Annotated in this window: 14 protein-coding genes; 3 read left to right on the forward strand and 11 right to left on the reverse strand. The window is 69.4% G+C overall.

Annotated elements, in window-relative coordinates; genetic code table 11:
* A partial coding sequence (locus L0H79_RS13690) for a CoA pyrophosphatase (RefSeq protein WP_301485177.1) occupies window positions 1–578 on the forward strand: 578 nt, incomplete at its 5' end.
* A 50-nt stretch (window positions 579–628) separates the two neighbouring features.
* On the opposite strand, the gene L0H79_RS13695 is transcribed toward L0H79_RS13690, so the two are convergent.
* From L0H79_RS13695 to L0H79_RS13725, 7 genes are all read right to left on the reverse strand, one after another.
* Window positions 629–1,990, reverse strand: a complete 1,362-nt coding sequence (locus L0H79_RS13695; protein WP_301485178.1) for a phenylacetate--CoA ligase family protein — start codon at window positions 1,988–1,990, stop codon at window positions 629–631.
* Window positions 1,991–2,068: 78 nt separating this feature from the next.
* Window positions 2,069–5,227, reverse strand: coding sequence for a beta-phosphoglucomutase family hydrolase (locus tag L0H79_RS13700; protein ID WP_301485179.1), 3,159 nt, complete (start codon window positions 5,225–5,227; stop codon window positions 2,069–2,071).
* Window positions 5,224–6,216 (reverse strand): DMT family transporter, encoded by a 993-nt coding sequence (locus L0H79_RS13705; protein WP_301485180.1) that lies wholly within the window; start codon window positions 6,214–6,216, stop codon window positions 5,224–5,226. Before L0H79_RS13705 ends, L0H79_RS13700 begins: the two co-directional genes overlap by 4 nt.
* Window positions 6,217–6,231: 15 nt before the next feature.
* Window positions 6,232–6,522 carry a metal-sensitive transcriptional regulator gene (locus L0H79_RS13710; protein ID WP_301485182.1) on the reverse strand — a complete coding sequence of 97 codons (291 nt, stop codon included), beginning with the start codon at window positions 6,520–6,522 and terminating at the stop codon, window positions 6,232–6,234.
* A gap of 82 nt (window positions 6,523–6,604) precedes the next feature.
* A complete protein-coding gene (locus tag L0H79_RS13715; protein WP_301485183.1) occupies window positions 6,605–9,478 on the reverse strand; it encodes a heavy metal translocating P-type ATPase in 2,874 nt (957 codons plus the stop codon).
* A gap of 195 nt (window positions 9,479–9,673) precedes the next feature.
* Window positions 9,674–9,874, reverse strand: coding sequence for a zf-HC2 domain-containing protein (locus tag L0H79_RS13720; protein WP_301485184.1), 201 nt, complete (start codon window positions 9,872–9,874; stop codon window positions 9,674–9,676).
* The gene (locus L0H79_RS13725; RefSeq protein ID WP_301485185.1) at window positions 9,871–10,689 is read right to left on the reverse strand and encodes a prolipoprotein diacylglyceryl transferase; all 819 of its coding nucleotides are present in this window, start codon (window positions 10,687–10,689) and stop codon (window positions 9,871–9,873) included. Before L0H79_RS13725 ends, L0H79_RS13720 begins: the two co-directional genes overlap by 4 nt.
* A 332-nt stretch (window positions 10,690–11,021) precedes the next feature.
* Here L0H79_RS13725 and L0H79_RS13730 point away from each other — a divergent pair, with 332 nt between their 5' ends.
* Together L0H79_RS13730 and L0H79_RS13735 are read left to right on the forward strand one after the other, a co-directional pair.
* A complete protein-coding gene (locus tag L0H79_RS13730) occupies window positions 11,022–11,189 on the forward strand; it encodes a hypothetical protein (RefSeq protein ID WP_301485186.1) in 168 nt (55 codons plus the stop codon).
* A 193-nt stretch (window positions 11,190–11,382) separates the two neighbouring features.
* The gene (locus tag L0H79_RS13735; protein ID WP_301485187.1) at window positions 11,383–11,595 is read left to right on the forward strand and encodes a hypothetical protein; all 213 of its coding nucleotides are present in this window, start codon (window positions 11,383–11,385) and stop codon (window positions 11,593–11,595) included.
* Window positions 11,596–11,681: 86 nt separating this feature from the next.
* On the opposite strand, the gene L0H79_RS13740 is transcribed toward L0H79_RS13735, so the two are convergent.
* From L0H79_RS13740 to L0H79_RS13755, 4 genes are all read right to left on the reverse strand, one after another.
* Complete coding sequence (locus L0H79_RS13740) at window positions 11,682–11,915, reverse strand: hypothetical protein (RefSeq protein WP_301485189.1); 234 nt, start codon at window positions 11,913–11,915, stop codon at window positions 11,682–11,684.
* Window positions 11,916–11,939: 24 nt separating this feature from the next.
* Window positions 11,940–13,106 (reverse strand): cytochrome b N-terminal domain-containing protein, encoded by a 1,167-nt coding sequence (locus L0H79_RS13745; RefSeq protein ID WP_301485190.1) that lies wholly within the window; start codon window positions 13,104–13,106, stop codon window positions 11,940–11,942.
* Window positions 13,103–13,603 (reverse strand): hypothetical protein, encoded by a 501-nt coding sequence (locus L0H79_RS13750; protein WP_301485191.1) that lies wholly within the window; start codon window positions 13,601–13,603, stop codon window positions 13,103–13,105. The genes L0H79_RS13745 and L0H79_RS13750 overlap by 4 nt, the downstream gene beginning before the upstream one ends.
* 272 nt (window positions 13,604–13,875) lie before the next feature.
* Window positions 13,876–16,139: cation-translocating P-type ATPase (locus L0H79_RS13755; protein ID WP_301485192.1), on the reverse strand; the 2,264-nt coding region annotated here is incomplete at its 5' end.

The raw sequence follows: 16,139 nt of genomic DNA on the forward strand, positions 1-16,139 counted from the left end.
GTCCGAGCGCCGTGCTGGTACTGCTGGGCTACGGATCGGATGGGGCCCAGGTGCTGCTGACCGAGCGGGCCAGCGACCTGAGGGACTACCCCGGACAGCTCGTTTTCCCGGGCGGTTCGCTCGACCCTGGCGACGACGACCTGAGGGCGGCCGCGCTGCGTGAGGCGCACGAGGAGGTGGGCCTGTCGCCGGAGAGCGTCGAGGTTCTCGGGGAGCTGCCGGCGATCGCGCTGCCCGAGACGGGGTTTCTCGTCACTCCGGTCCTGGCCTGGGCCGGGTCGCCGGCCTTCGTCGATTCAGGCAATCTCGCAGAAGTAGCCTCGGCGCGGTTCGTTCCGCTGTCGAGCCTGGCTCGGAGAGGGCAGACCGGAGCGAAAGACCTGATGGCTGAAGGCGATTCCTGGGACGCGGAGGGCGGCGCCCGTGCGCGGCTCGGACGAATGACCCGGACCGTACTCGACGTGATCCAGTCTTGGCTCCCCAACGAAGACGCGGATGGGCGACCAGCGGCCACCGTGACGTCGGCGGGCCCCGAGCCGCTCCCGGCGTCGCCACTTCCCAGGGGGACGGCAGGCTAGAAGCAGGAGCATTCTCGATGCGACTCCGTCGCATCAGAACACGCTTCGCGCTAGTTTCCGGTGTGATCAGCGATTGAGCGGATGAGCGGTGCCTTCCCGAGTGGCGTGCGGGGGATCTTCTCGACGGATTCCACCCGAATCACCGGAACGACGGCACCTGTGCGCACGAGTTCCTCATGCAGGCGGTTGCGTAGGTCCTCGGACTGGAAACCGCTCTCCTGCCCGGCCACCAGGATGGTCAGCCCCCGGTCGTCGTGCACGACCTGCCATTCGACGACGGGGACGAGGTCCATGACGCGGTGGAAAATCCCCGGCTGCACCGTGATGCGACCGCCATCGACCTTCGCCAAGGCCAGAGAGTCCTCCTCGCGGCCCTGCAGGGAATCGATCCTGGCAAAGGCTCGACCGCAGGGGCACGGCTCCGCCGGCGCGAGCCGCACGCTATCGCTCAGCTCGTATCGGATGAGCGGCATCGTGCGCGACCCCAGGACGGTCACGAGCACCTTCGATCCGAACTCCCCGACTGGCACCGGGCGATAGCTGCCATCGACGACCTCCGTGATGACCAGGTCCTCGAAGAGGTGCAGGCCCGTATGGTGCTCACACTCAGCGGCGATACCTGCCGTCTCCGTCGCAGCGTAGACGTTCATCGGCTTCCGTCCCCACGCCGCCCCGATGCGCCGGCGACTCTCGTCCGTCAGCACTTCGGAGGCGCTGAAGATCGCCTTTGGCTTGATGTGCAGGCGTCGCTCCATGGCTTCCACGGCCAGCAGCCTCAGCATGGAGGCGTAGCCCACGAGAACGTCCGGCTCGAAGGTGTCGAGCCGGGCCACGAGGTCTTCCATCGGGTCGCTTGAGTCGAGCCGCAGCGTGGGGATGAACGGGCTGTCGACCGTGGCGCCCACGAGTGCCGACTGGTGCCACGGGGTCGTGGAGCTGACCACGGCCATCTTGGTGCGCTTGGTCAGCCGGAGTGCCGCTCCGCCCCAGGCGTAGGGCCGACTGTAGGAGGCCAGTATCCCGGCCCACTCGTCCACGTCCCACAGGAAGATGCCGGGCCGACCGGTCGTGCCTGCCGTCGCGGCGACGTAGTACCGCCCCTTCAGTCGTTCCGCGCCGCGCATCTGCTCCAGGAACGACCGAACCTGCGCCAGCCGGATGTCGCGGTCGGTGACCACCTCGTCGAAGTTCTCCATGAGCTGGGCCTTGGTGAGCACGGGAAGCGCGGACAGCGGCGCATCGAACAGGCCCTCGTGGAACCTCCGGTAGAACGGCGAGGCCGCGTAGGCGTGGACCCGGAGGGCGCGCAGCGCCCGGTCTTGGTGGGCTTGGAGACGCGGCCAGCTCCACGTCTCCTGGCGGGCCAGCTGTCTGCGCAGGCGTAGCACCCTGAGAAGCAGTTGCAGATCCACGTCACTCCTTCGGATGCCGGTCGATGGGACCCTGCAACAGCCGGAGGAAGCGAACGAGAGACAGGGCACGTGTCGGGCTCATGAGGATCCGTCCTCCTTCCGCCGGCTTGCGACGCGGACGTCGACATCCGCGTTGGCGGCGCAGGGGTCGGCGGATACTCGGGCGGTGTCCGACGTCAGCACGACCCGCAGTCGCTGGCCGCGGTGCTGCAGCTCGAACCGTGCCCCTGCAAGCCGGACCGGCAGGCGGGGATCGAGGGTCACGGCGTTGCCGTCCACGGTGACCCCCGCGAAGGAGCGCGTGACGATGTCGATCGTTCCCGCCATGGCGCCCAGGTGTATGCCGTGTTCCGTCGTGCCGCCCTGGGTGTCGTCGAGGTCTGCGGTCAGGGCCTCTTGGAACAGGGGCCACGCTGCGGCAGGATCCATCCGCGCGAGCACCGATGCGTGCACGACCCCGCTCAGGGTGGATCCGTGCGCGGTGCGGGGGAGGTAGTAGTCGACGCTCCTGCGTAGGTCCTCGTGGGTGACGGGGTAGCCCAGACGCGCCAACGCCTCGATCAGGCCGGCCTCGCCCAGCAGGTAGAGCAACATGAGGACGTCGGCCTGCTTGGCGAGCTTGTACCGGTTGGTCGAGTCGCCTTCGGCCTCGAGGATGAGGTCGAGGCGGCCGATGTTGCCGTACTGCTGCCGGTAGCGTGCCCAGTCCAATTCGTCGAGGGTCTCGTAGCCGGCGAACTGGCTGATGACCCCGTCATGGAATGGGACCGACAGGCGGCGGCTGAGGTGCTCCCAGCGGACTGGCTCCTCAGCCCCGATCTGCAGTCGGGCGCTCACCTCGTCGCAGTCGTAGCCGGCCACGTCCTGCAGCACGTCGCCAGCACGCTGGCAGACCCAGGCGGCGAGGACGTTCGTGTAGGCGTTGTCCGTCAGCCCCGCGCCGGGCTGGTCCGGTGGACCGTCGTGGTACTCGTCGGGACCCATGACCCCGTGAAGGTGGAACCGGTCGGCCTCGGGGTCATACCTGGCCATCGCGGCGAAGAGGCGGGCCACCTCGATGATGAGGTCCGCTCCCCGCCCTGCGAGCCAGCCGACGTCCCCGGTGGACGTGTAGTACTGCCACGCGTTGTAGGCAACGGCGAGACCGACGTGGCGCTGGAGGTGCGAGTGGTCCGGCATCCACCGCCCAGATCGGGTGTTGTACAGCGCCGTCGGGGTTTCCTCGCGCCCATCGCTGCCGCTCTGCCACGGGAAGAGCGCACCGCGCAGGCCGTGTTCTGCTGCGGTCAGGCGCGCCCGATCCAGGCGGCGGTGGCGGTACTCGAGCAGTCCGCGGCTCACCGCCGGCAGGTGTGCAGTGAGGACGGGCAGGACGAATAGCTCGTCCCAGAAGACGCGCCCGCGGTACCCCTCCCCGTGCAGTCCTCGAGCGGGGACTCCGGCGTCGAGGAGGGCGGTGTGCTCCGAGAGGGACTGGAGCAGGTGGAAGACGTGCAGGTTGAGCACCAGCCGGGTCTGGACGTCGGCGTCGAGCTCGATGACGAATCGCCGCCAGAGTCGCTCCCATGCGACAACGTGACGTGACAGAAGGCCCTGCAGACGTGTTGGAGCGGCGGCGAGCTCGTTCAGCGCGGCGTCGCCGGGTGAGGAGATCGCTGCGTCGCGGGAGGTGAACACGGTGACGGTCTTGTCGACGACCGCCGGTCGGTCCGGCGCGACATCCACTCGGACGGTCTGGACGCACGTCCAGCCGCGTCCCTGCGTGCGGCACACCACGTCGTCAGCGCCGGCCGTGGCGACGAGGCGGGCGGCCACCGCGATGCGGATGTGGCTGGTCATGGTTTCGACCTCGGCGACGATCACGCCCTGGCCGGCGATGCGCGTGTCCATCACTCGAAGGTGCCGGTTGGCCAGGGCCGCGTCGTCAGCAACGTTGGCGTTGACGACCGCTGTGTCGATGGATGCCCGGACCTCAACGGACCCGCCCCAGCCCACGGGCACCAGGGTCGTCTCCAGGGCACAGAGGTGCGGGCGGTCCATCGAGACGATGCGGCGCTGGGTCAGCAGCAGCTGCCGACCGGTGGCGTCCGTCAGCGTGGCGGTGCGGGTGAGCAACCCTCGCCGCAGGTCGAGTTCGCGGTGTTCCGCCGACGTGGCCAGTCCACCCTCGGACCACCAGGCGGCATCCTCAACCCGCACGTCGAGGGGCAGCCAGTTCGGTGCGTTGACGAGGTGTTCGTCCTCCCGTTCGTGTCCGTCGACGACGGTGGTCAGCCGGTTGTACACCCCGGCGAGGTAGGTGCCCGGGTAGCGCACGTCGTCCGCCGCCCTCTCGGGCGCCGCGCCGCGGGTGCCGAGGTAGCCGTTCGCCAGCGTGGTCAGCGCCTCCCGGTGGCCCTCGTGGGCGGGATCGAACCCTTCATAGACCAGCAGCCACGGGTCGACCCGCAACGAACCAAGGTCCAGCTGCGCGACGTCCTCGACAACCAGATCGGCTCCCGCCGCCTCGAGCTCGTCGCGTTGGCCCGCTCGGGCGATACCGACGACGAGGCCGAAACCCGCACTACGGGCCGCCTCGACACCGGCCACCGCGTCCTCGATGACCGCTGCGCGGGAGGGTTGCACACCGAGGGCCTCGGCGGCGCGCAGGTACATCGCCGGGTCCGGCTTCCCGGGAAGGCCCAGCGCGGCGGCCTGCTCGCCGTCGACGACGACGTCGAAGGCGTCCTCAAGGCCAACAGCCCTCAGAACCGGGACGGCGTTGCGGCTGGCGCTGACCAACCCGACTGGCACCTGGGCCGCCCTGAGCCGCGCCACGAGGGCGGCCGTGCCGGGGAAGGCCCGAACGCCCTCTGATCCGAGGAGCTCGAGGAAAATCCGGTTCTTCCTCGCGGCGAGTCCGTGCACCGTCCACGCGCCCTCCGGGTCGCCCGGCGCACCCTCCGGGACCGCGATGCTGTTCGCTTCCAGGACTGCCCTGACGCCGTCCTGACGGGATCTTCCGTCCACGTATCGTCGGTAGTCCGGTTCCGCGTCGAACCGCGCCGGCGGACCGCCTCCACGCGTGCTCGACGCGCGGGGATCGGCCAGGGCCTCGTCGAACAGCTGCGTCCAGGCTCGAGCATGCAGTCTGGCCGTATCCGTCACGACCCCGTCCAGGTCGAAGATGACCGCCTCCTGCGGCGGGCGCAGCCCCGGGTGCGTAAGGCCCGCCGTCCGGCCCTTCTGCCGTGTCATACTTCGGGCCTTCCGCGTTTCGTCCCGCCGCCCTCCTCGAGAGAGCGGGGCAAAGCTCGGGCATCCTCCCCGGCGTCTGCTCCCTCCGTGACGGCGTGTTGGGGCCCGAGAGCGACCCACATGGCGACCAGGGTCGTGGCTAGGCCGACGGCGATCCACCCGGCCGGCCGCTCGCCGAGGAACCACACGGCCGCCACGATGCCGACGACCGGTGTCAGGAACGTCCAGCTTGTGAGCGCATCGAGGCGGGCGCGCCGGGCCTCGACGAACCAGGCGACGGTCGTGGCGGCGGTACCGGCGAGCGAGAGGAAGGCCAACGAGAGCAGGAACCGGGGGGTCCAGGCAATGACCGGCGCGCCTTCGACCAGCAGCGCGATTCCGGCCAGGGCGAGGCCGCCGATGAGCAGGTGCCAACCCGTGGCGGCCAGCACGTCGAGGCCGGCGAGTCGACGCGAAAGCAGCGTTCCCGCGGTCACGGCGGCCGCCGCGAGGAGTGACAGTGCCGCGCCGCTGCCACCGCCACCCGGCAGGGCAACCAGGACCAGCCCGGCGAAGCCGACGACGAGGGCCAGCGCGGTGCGCGCCGACAGGGCCTCACGGTACAGCCACCAGGCCGGCAGCAGGATCAGCAGCGGCTGGGCGTTGGCCAGCACCGCTGCGGCCCCCGTCGCCAGGCCTGCGACCCCGGCGAACATGGCGGCGAAGGCGATGGTCACATTGACCAGGCCGGTCAGGGTGACCCAGCCCCAGGCACGTGCACCCCGGGGTTGTTGTCGGCGCTGGAGAAAACCCATTGCGAGCAGGGCGGCCCCGGCGATGAGTGCCCGCAGGGCGGCGAACCAGAGGATGGGTGCGTCACGCAGCCCCCACGCAATGAAGAGGAAGCAGGCGCCCCACGTGGCGGTGATCCACAGCATTCGTCCCGGTCTGGGGCGCTGCACCGTGCGTGTCGGGTCGGGGGAGACCGGGCGCACCACCGTTGCAGACATGGGGATCCGTCCCCTTCAGCTGTGCACTAGTCGGGCGATGGCCGCGGAGGCTTCCTTGACCCTGTCCTCGGGCAGGCCCAGACCGGGCCCGGCCAAGCAGTGTCGGATGTGGTCCTCGAGCAGGGCGAGGGCGACGCCCTGCAGCGCCCGGGACGCGGCCGCGACCTGGGTCAGGACGTCGATGCAGTACCGATCGTCCTCGACCATCCGCTCGATTCCACGGACCTGGCCCTCGATGCGGTGCAGGCGGCTGATGATCTCGTGCCGTCCGGCCGGCAGCGTGGCCTGCGCGGTGGTTGCGCTCATGGTGTCCCCTTTCGTGCGGGGCCGCCCGTCCTGCCCTGCGTCCCGGTGCCCGACGGAGTTAGGCAGGCACCAGGACGTGGTGTCAGGTGGTGGCTCCGGCGTACTTGGCCGGGTCCTTCTCGAACGTGGCAGCGCAGTGCGCCGAGCAGAAGTAGTACGTTCTGCCCTCGTGCTCGGCGGTCTCCGCGGCGCTGGCGGGGTCGATGCTCATCCCGCAGACCGGGTCGGTGACCTTGTCGGTTGTCGTGCCCATCGGTGTTTCCTCTCTCGCTGGCCCCGGGTCCTGACCGGGTTCCTCTTCGCGCCCGACCTCGACAGTCGGCTCGGTCGCGTTCACGTGGACCTGCTGGTTGATCGGCTTGGGGCGGAAGGTCTTGAGACGGTTGGCGTTGGCCACCACGGACAGTGATGACAGCGCCATGGCCGCCGCCGCGATCATCGGGCTCAGGGTGAGCCCGAGGGCCGGGTAAAGGGCGCCCGCGGCGATCGGGATCCCGATCCCGTTGTAGATGAACGCGAACACGAGGTTCTGCTTGATGTTGCGCATCGTCGCGCGGGACAGGTCCACGGCGGTGACGACCCCGGACAGGTCGCCCGAGATGAGGGTGATGTCGGAGGACTCGATCGCGACGTCGGTGCCGGTGCCGATGGCCGAGCCGACGTCGGCCTGGGCCAGCGCGGGTGCGTCGTTGATGCCGTCACCGACCATGCCGACGATCTTGCCCTCGCCCTGCAGACGCTTGACCTCGGTGGCCTTGTGCTCGGGCAGGACCTCGGCGACGACGCGGCGGATGCCGACCTGGCGGGCGATCGCTGCGGCGGTGGCGCGGTTGTCGCCGGTCATCATGACGACCTCGATCCCGCGGGCCTGCAGGGCGGCGACCGCCGCGGCCGAGCCGTCCTTGACGGTGTCGGCGACGCCGATGACGCCGGCCGGGTGGCCGTCGATGGCGGCCAGGATGGGGGTCTTGCCGTCGCGGGCCAGCTGGTCGAGGTCAGTCAGAAGTGGCGACGGGTCGATTCCGGCCCCGGTGAGCAGTCGGCCGTTGCCGACCAGCACCTCCCGTCCGCCGACCAGGGCGCGGACGCCCTGCCCGGTGATCGAGTCGAAGGCGGTCACGTCCGGCAGCTCCAGTCCGCGCTCGTGCGCGCCGGCCACGATGGCTGCCCCCAGGGGGTGCTCGGAGGAGCGTTCCACGGCGGCGACGAGGGTGAGCAGGATCTCGGCGCCCAGCGGGTGGACCGGTAGGACGTCGGTCAGGACCGGCTTGCCGTTCGTGATCGTGCCGGTCTTGTCCAGCACGATCGTGTCGAGCTTGTGGGCGGTCTCGAGGGCCTCGGCGGACCGGATCAGGATGCCGTTGGTGGCGCCCTTGCCGGTGCCGACGGTGATCGACATGGGGGTGGCCAGGCCGAGCGCGCACGGGCAGGCGATGATCAGCACCGACACGGCGGCGACGAGCGCGAAGACGAACGCGGGTTCGGGGCCGACGAGTGCCCACACCACGAACGCCCAGATGGCGATCGTGATGACGGCCGGCACGAAGTAGCTGGACACCTTGTCGACCAGCCGCTGGATCGGGGCCTTCGAGCCTTGGGCCTCGCGGACGAGCTTGATGATCTGGGCCAGCATCGTCTCGCCGCCGACCTTGGTGGCTAGGTAGCGGAAGGACCCGGTCTGGTTGATCGTCGCGCCGATGACCTCGTCACCGGACGACTTCGTTACCGGGATCGGTTCTCCGGTGACCATGGACTCGTCCACCGCCGAGGTGCCTTCCAGGACGTGCCCGTCGACCGGCAGCTTCTCGCCCGGGCGGACCACGACGACGTCGCCGACGAGCACGTTCTCGATGGCGACCTCGGACTCGATGTCGTCCCGGACCACGCGGGCGGTGCGGGGCTGCAGGCCGATCAGGGTGCGGATCGCCTCGCCGGTGCCGGCCTTGGCCTTGGTCTCCAGGAGCCGGCCGAGCAGGATCAGGGTGATGATGACGCCGACCGCCTCGTAGTACACCTCCCGCACGTTCTCGGGCAGGATGCCCGGGACGAAGGTCACGACCAGGCTGTACCCGAACGCCGCGAACGTGCCGAGGGTGATGAGGGAGTTCATGTCAGCGGTGCGGTGGGACAGCGCGAGCCAGCCGGTCCGGTGGATCGGCCACCCGGTGTAGAACATCACCGGCGCGATGAAGGCCAGCTGGAACCAGCGGTTCATCAGCAGGTCCGGCACCCAGGTCACGCCGAAGAACTCCGTGAGCATCACCGCGAACAGGACCGGCGAGGTCAGGATCGCGCCGAAGATCACCCGACGGGTCAGGTCCTTGATCTCCAAGGCCCGCTCGGCCGCTTCCGCGTCCTCGCCGTCGACGGCAGCATCTTCCTCAGCCGCACCCGGTCCGTCCGTTGTGGCGTGACCGTCCGTTCGGTGGCTGCCTGAGGGGTGACTACCTGGGTGGTGTCCGTTCTGGTCGTCCCTGTCTGACGGGTGGCCGTGACGCGGGTCGCGTTCCAGCAGGGCCACGGCCGTCCCCTTCGTGGCCGCGCCGCCCGACGGCGCGCCACCCGACTGTGCGGTGACAGGGTCGCCGACGACGTGCAGGGTGCCGCTGATCATGTTCATCCCGCAGGCGAACCGGAAGTCGCCCTCCTCACGCGGCACGAACTCGACAGCCGTCGTCGCGTAGGCCGGCAGCAGCTGATTGACCTTGAAGTCGGGCATGACCACCCGCGAGGAGCAGTCGCCGGCCTCCTGGCGGTCGAAGAGCATCCGCACCGGCACACCGGCGCGGACCTCGATCAAGTCTGGGCTGTAGCCCCCCTTCACGCCCACGCGCACCAGCTGGACCCCGTCCTCGATCTCGGCCTGCCGGGTCTTCTTCGGACCGAAGAAGAACCACGCCATGAGGCCGGTCAGAAGGAGCGCTGACAAGACGATGGTGCCATCACCGATGGTCATCGGACTTCACCTCCGTTGATCGGTGCGGCTCGGGGGTGACCCAAGTCGCCGCAATACCCGTACGGGGTATTTGCTCTACTCCATGGAACCGCTCGTGCTTATCCGTTGTTCCACCAGATCCCTGAAGGTCTGATGAAGATTCGCGGCTACGAAACGGCACGGGGGACAGCGCCCGTAACGGAGCGGAGGGGGCAGTCACGAACGGGCGAGCGCGTCCACAACCGCGGGGTCGACGAGGTCGAGGAGGCGCGGGAGTCCAGCGACTTCGGCCAGCTCCTCACGGCACTGCCGACAGCACTGCAGATGGCTTCCGAAGGCCACTTGGTCCTCGTCCGAAAGGGCGCCCAGCACATAGGCGCCCAGCAGGACGTGCGGCTCGCCGATCAGCGAATTCACCGTGTCACTCCCGTCTTGTCGAGGTCAGGCGCTGAGTGCTCGGCGAGGGCGAGGCTCGCGCCTGCGTTCTGTCCGGCGGCGTGCACCGGGCGCCGAGCTGTCCAGGCGAGCAGCGCGGTTCCGCCGGCGAGGCTTGCCAGCGCCCACAGCTGCGGCTGGGTCAAGCCGACGACCACTGGGTCGTTGGTTCGGAGGAACTCGACGAGGAAGCGCGCCGCGCCGCTGAGAATGAGGTACCAGCCGAAGAGGGCAGGCCCGTTCGTCCTGCGACCCAACCACCACAGCAGCCCGGCCATCACCAGTGCGGCAACGGCCTCGTACAGCGGTGTCGGGTGCACCGGCACGTCGGTCGCCACGACACCGTTAGGGAAGGTCATGCCCCACGGCAGCGAAGTGGGTCGGCCGTAGGTTCCATCGCCGGACACGAGGCAGCCCAAGCGGCCGATGGCATACGCCACGGACAGTGGCACGGCCATGGCACCCGCCACGGCACCCAGCGGGAGGCTCCATCGCCGGATCATGAGCAGCGCAGCCGTGGCGCCGGCGATGAGTCCGCCGTACCAGGTGAAGCCCATCCCCCCGAAGTCGTGCATGCTCAGCGTCGGCAGGTGTTCGAGCAGGTAGTAGACCTTCGCCCCGAGGAAGCCCCACAGCGTCGACCAGAGCACGAGGGAGTAGGCCTGCTGACGGCTGCCCATGCCGCGCCGCTCGAAGGCGCGAGCAAGGAGCAGGGCAGCAACCCACGCGGCGAGGGCCTTGCTGACACCGTACGTCTGGATGTCGAAGCCGAAGATGGACAACAGGACTGGACGCATGGAGGCTCCGCAACTCTAGTGGGCCGCGCGGTTCGCGCGTGCTGGTTCAGCCGGGACAAGGAAGGCCAGCGGCTGCGGCGGGCGCGGCGGGCCAAGACACGGGTCGAGAAGATCGCCGTAGCCGTTCAGCAGCCGTGGCGATGCCGCGATCGCTCGATCGATCCCCCCGGGACCGGCTGGGTCGCATCTGGCGGCACCGGGCTGTCGGCGTCGTCGGCGTCGGGAGAGTAGGCATCACGGGTCGGGTCCGGCACTGACGAGCTGGGCGGCGGGGTCGACGCCGGGGACGTTCTACCGCCCTCGCTCGCATGCTCGTGAGGTCTGGTCGAGGTGTGTCCACCGCAGCCGCCCATCATGCCGCCATGCCCAGCGTGTCCTCCCCGGCCGCCGTGCCGGTGACCTCCGAAGTGCATCGCCAGCATCGCCACGACGAACAGGATGCCGATCCAGTTCCGTTGAACGAAGTCAAACATTGCCGTCTCCTCAAGGTCAGGCCCTGACACCTCGCGCGCCGCGTGATGTCGCTGATCCTCTAGACCTCAGCATGCGGTTCGCTGATGAAGAGAGGACCGCGTGAATGCTCAAGGAATGATGAAGGTTTCACCCGCGGGGTTCCATGCTGCCTTTCGGACCTCAATGATGGGCAGATAGCGACCGCTCAGGAGTCGCCACCCGACCAAAGGTGGATTCACCATGCGAAAGCTCTTCAGGGCCACGGCCGTCCTTGCGCTGGCAGGTGCCGGGGTGCTGGCCGCCGGGCCCGCTCAGGCAGCGAACGCCAACGCCGAGTTCGGCCAACACGTGAGCGCATGCGCCCAGACGATGGGGTTCGACGGGACGCACAACCCCGGCATGCACCAAGGCAAGTCCGGGTGGGAACCCGGCCCCATGTGCCCCATGGGTTGAGACACCGTGGCCGGCGTCGGGCCCTAGGCCAGAAACGTGGAGGACCTCACCGGTGCGGTGAGGTCCTCCGGGCGTAGTGACGCCATTCATTCCCGATCGTTTCGGCCTCGGCTCCCGCTGCGGGTCCTGGAGCTCGATCGGGTGGTGACGACGAGGATGCGGCCGGCCAGGGCGAGCGAGCCTGCCACGGCAAGCCCGGCGACGCCCGTCAAGATACCGGCGAACGGGCTCGGCGGCATCCGGACCGCAGTCGACAGCAGCCCGACGGCGACAACCGACGCGGTCACCAGGACCCAGAAGTTACGGTGGACGCGGTTCACGACGAGACCTCCCTTCGGGCTTGTCTACAGGTGGGCCGCCGGCGTCGTGATTCCCATGAAGATGGTCAGCACGACGAGCGCCAGGATCACCAGGGCCGCCAGGGTCATCGCGACCGGGCGGGTGCGCCATGACCGTTTCGGGTTGCGGTCGATGAACGGGACCGCAAACAGCAGCCCGAACAGCGCGAGCCCACCCCAGAGGATCGCGGGCAGCCCGAACCAGTTCTCCAAGGTGAACATCCACCAGAAGGGCCACATCGGCTTGGTCACCTCCACGCCGGCGACCGGGGTCGGACCCACCGGCGGCGGGAAGAGCACGGCGACGATGCTGAGCACGGCCAGAAGCACCAGCCCGAATGCTCCGACGCGGCGCAGGTGGTGGGTGAACGGCTCCCGTGCCTCGAGGTAGGTCTCTCCCGGCGGGGTGCTGACCTCCACCAGCGCCGGCCGTGGGGCAGGCAGGGTGCCACCGGGCTCGAGAGCGGCCGGAGTGTCGGGCGCCGGAGCGGGCAGGCCGGGGTGGCTGGAGATCTTGTGCCGCTTGATCAGCAGCGCGTGCAGGGTGACCAGGATGACGATCAGGCCCGGGATCAGCATGATGTGTGCCGAGTAGAGCCGCACCAGGATCGGAGTGTGGGCGGCGAACGACGTCGAGAACCAGAACCCGGCCCCGCCGAGGACCTGGCCGAGCTCGAGGTTGTGGGCCAGCGCCTCGTAGCCCTCCTGGTCCCACTTGAGCACGGTGCCGGTGAACAGGGCCAGTAGCGTTAGGCCGAACATGCTGACCCCGATCAGCCAGTTGGCCTCACGCGGCCGCTTGTACGACCCGTGGAAGAAGACGCGGATCAGGTGCAGGGCGGCCAGGACGTACATCGCCTGGGCGGCCCAGAAGTGCAGCGACCGGATGAACCCACCCAGCGCCACGTCCTCGACGATGGTGCGAACGCTCGCGTTGGCTACCTCAGGCGTGGGGTCGTAGAACTGGGCGAGCACGACGCCAGTCGCGATGAGGATGGCCAAGGAGACCGCCGTCAGACCCCCGAGACTCCAGGCGAGGTTGTTGGCGTGTTCGGGCACCGGGTAACGCAGGGCGTCCAGACCCAGCCGCTCGTCGACGGCTCCGACGAACCGCCTACCCCGCGAGACGTGCGCGACCGGTCTCGTCTTGGTGATGTGCGACATCGCGATCATCCTCCGACCTTCTGATCCGCAGAACGGCTCGCGACTGCGGCCTGGTGTCGCAGCGTGTGAACGGAGTGCGCAGGACGGAACCTCCAGCCGAGCAGAACCCCAGCCGCGGCTGCGGCGACGGCGATCCCGATGAGGGCCGAATCGGTCCCGCTCCAAGGCCCGCGGCCGGTCAGCTCATCAGTCACGATCAAAGTGCCGGGCTGCTCACCGGTTGCCAAGCTCACGGTGGAGCCGCCAGGAGCCACCTGCAGCACGTGCCGGACATCCAGACCGCTCAAGTCGGCCCGCGCCCCGATCGACTGCTCGAGCAGCAAGCGCACCTGCGGCATGTCACCCCTATCGAGCGCCTGGATCGCCTGGTCGACCTCAGCGATGTCCACGCCCTCCTGGTCCTCAGACTCCTTCGCGTCCGTCAGCTTGTCGGTGATCATGTCCATGTCATCAGGCGTGTTCACCACGTACGCGATGGCCTGCAGGACACTCTCCCGCGCGGGCACCCCGCCCTCGTCGCCGTGGGCAAACGCTGCCGTAGGGAAAGCCAGGCTCAACACGGACACAGCGGCGACCGCGGCTATCCTCGCGACCGCCGATGATGCTCTGGGCCGACCACTCGCTTGCCGGTCGATGGAGGGCTCGCGGACCAACAGGTGCATGGCTCGCCTCCTTGGCAGAACCTCTGCGAATGTGATACGGCAAGGGTCCGCCCGCGGCCCTATGGAATCCAGCGAGGTTCGCTGAAGTTTTGCTAGAGATGCGGCCGCGAGCGGCCTCAGGACGCTGAGGAGCCAGCACGCGGGTGCGTCGCGCCGCCCACCGTGGCAGGGACGCCTGCACCGGCAGCGGGAAGTCGCAGGCGTTTGAGCATGAGGGCGTTGACGGCGACGATGAGGCTGGAGCCGGACATGGACAGGGCCGCGATCTCGGGGCGGAGGGTCAGCCCCCACGTGGAGAAGATGCCGGCGGCGATGGGCAGGGCGATGACGTTGTAGCCGACGGCCCAGCCGAGGTTCTGGCGCATCTTGCGTAGCGTGCCGCGGCCGACCCGCAGCGCGGTTGGGATGTCGAGCGGGTCGGAGCGCATCAGCACGACGTCTGCGGTCTCGATGGCGACATCAGTGCCGGCACCGATGGCCACGCCGAGGTCGGCCTGCGCCAGTGCCGGTGCGTCGTTCACCCCGTCGCCGACCATCGCCACGCGGCGTCCCTCACGCTGCAGCTCGGCGATCTTGTCCGCCTTGTCCCCTGGCAGAACCTCGGCGATGACGGTGTCGATACCGAGCTGCGCCGCGATCCGCTCGGCGGTGGCCTGGTTGTCCCCGGAGAGCATGACCACCCGGGCGCCGAGCTCATGCAGCGAGCGGACCGCCTCGGCGGACGTCTCGCGGACCGCGTCGGCCAGGCCGATCACGGCGGCTCCGCGCCCGTCGACCCCGACGAGCACGGCCGTCTGCCCGGCCGAGGCCAGCTCGTCCCGGTCCGCGAGCAGGCTGCCCAGCTCGACACCTTCGTCCGCCATGAGCTTGCGGTTGCCCACCACGACGCGATGGCCGTCGACGTCCGCGACCGCGCCGTGCCCGGGAACGTTACGGAAGTCCGAGGCAACCCCGCCCGGGAGACCCCGCCCGGCGGCATACGACACGACCGCGGCCGCGAGCGGGTGCTCGGACTCCTTCTCGACCGCGGCGACCAACGGTAGGAGCACCGACTCGTCCATCCCATCCGTCGTGATCACCCGGGTGACCTCGGGGGCACCCTTGGTCAGCGTGCCGGTCTTGTCCATGACGACCGTGTCGATGCGGGCGGAGGTCTCCAGGGCGGTGGCGTTCTTGAACAGGACGCCACGCCTGGCGCCGAGGCCGGTGCCGACCATGATCGCGGTCGGGGTGGCGAGCCCGAGCGCGTCGGGGCAGGTGATGACCACGACCGTGATCGCGAAGAGCATCGCGGCCTGGACCCCCGCACCGATGCCGACCCAGGTGAGGAACGTGGCGAGCCCGCCGATGAGCGCGACGAGCACGAGCCAGAACGCCGCTCGGTCGGCGAGCCGCTGGCCGGGCGCCTTGGAGTTCTGCGCCTCCTGCACGAGCGCGACGATCTGTGCCAGGGCCGTGTCGGCCCCGACCTTGGTGGCGCGCACGCGGAGCGTGCCGGTCGTGTTGATCGAGGCGCCGATCACCGCCGAGCCGACGGATTTGGACACCGGCAGGCTCTCGCCCGTCACCATCGACTCGTCGATCTCGGACTGGCCCTGCTCGACGTCGCCGTCGGTCGGGATCTTCGCGCCGGGACGGATCAGCAGCAGGTCACCCACCACCACTTCCGCGGTCGGTACCTCGACCGGCTCCCCGTCGCGCAGGACGGTGGCCATCGGCGGGGCGAGGTCGATGAGGGTGCGGATCGCGTCGTTGGCGCCACCGCGGGCGCGCATCTCGAACCAGTGCCCGAGGAGCACGAAGGCAGCAAGGACCGCGGCCGCCTCGTAGAAGACCTCACCGCCGCCGGTCAGGGTGACGTAGACGCTGTAGAGCCAGCCGGCCCCGATCGCCACGGCGACGAGGACCATCATGTCGAGGGTTCTGTTGCGCAGCGCGCGGGCGGCACCGTCGAAGAAGATCCACGCGGAGTAGAACATCACCGGCAGGCTCAGGATCAGCGTCCACACGTCGTCGCGCAGCCCGAACGGCGAGGCCACCGTGAACCCGAGCATGTCCCTGCCCATCGGCGACCACAGGGTGATCGCGAGGGCAAGGACGGCTGCCACGACGAACCGGTTGCGCATGTCGCGGACCATGTCGTCCATGGACATCCCCGCGTGCCCGCCGTGCCCCATCAGCTCGTGAGGCGAGAGTACCGGCCCGGCCGGTGCGTGTCCTTCATGGCCCGTATGCCGCTGGGCCGCCTCGGGTGCCGGAGCGACGGTCTCGCTCGTCGCCGTCACGGCAGCTGAGCCACGGTCGTGGCCCTCGTGTGCGTCGTGGCCCGTGTGACCGTCGTGTTCCTTGTGCGCAGCGTGGGCCCGGGCGTGGTCGGGGG

This window comes from Intrasporangium sp. (genome assembly GCF_030452765.1).
In the GTDB taxonomy this organism is placed as follows: Bacteria; Actinomycetota; Actinomycetes; order Actinomycetales; family Dermatophilaceae; genus Intrasporangium_A.

What these genes read in the sequence shown, in the direction of transcription:
- L0H79_RS13700 (WP_301485179.1), bottom strand. Translation starts at nt 5,227, where the DNA reads ATGACACGGCAGAAGGGCCGGACGGCGGGCCTTACGCACCCGGGGCTG.
- L0H79_RS13705 (WP_301485180.1), bottom strand. Translation starts at nt 6,216, where the DNA reads ATGTCTGCAACGGTGGTGCGCCCGGTCTCCCCCGACCCGACACGCACG.
- L0H79_RS13710 (WP_301485182.1), bottom strand. Translation starts at nt 6,522, where the DNA reads ATGAGCGCAACCACCGCGCAGGCCACGCTGCCGGCCGGACGGCACGAG.
- L0H79_RS13715 (WP_301485183.1), bottom strand. Translation starts at nt 9,478, where the DNA reads ATGACCATCGGTGATGGCACCATCGTCTTGTCAGCGCTCCTTCTGACC.
- L0H79_RS13725 (WP_301485185.1), bottom strand. Translation starts at nt 10,689, where the DNA reads ATGCGTCCAGTCCTGTTGTCCATCTTCGGCTTCGACATCCAGACGTAC.
- L0H79_RS13735 (WP_301485187.1), top strand. Translation starts at nt 11,383, where the DNA reads ATGCGAAAGCTCTTCAGGGCCACGGCCGTCCTTGCGCTGGCAGGTGCC.
- L0H79_RS13745 (WP_301485190.1), bottom strand. Translation starts at nt 13,106, where the DNA reads ATGATCGCGATGTCGCACATCACCAAGACGAGACCGGTCGCGCACGTC.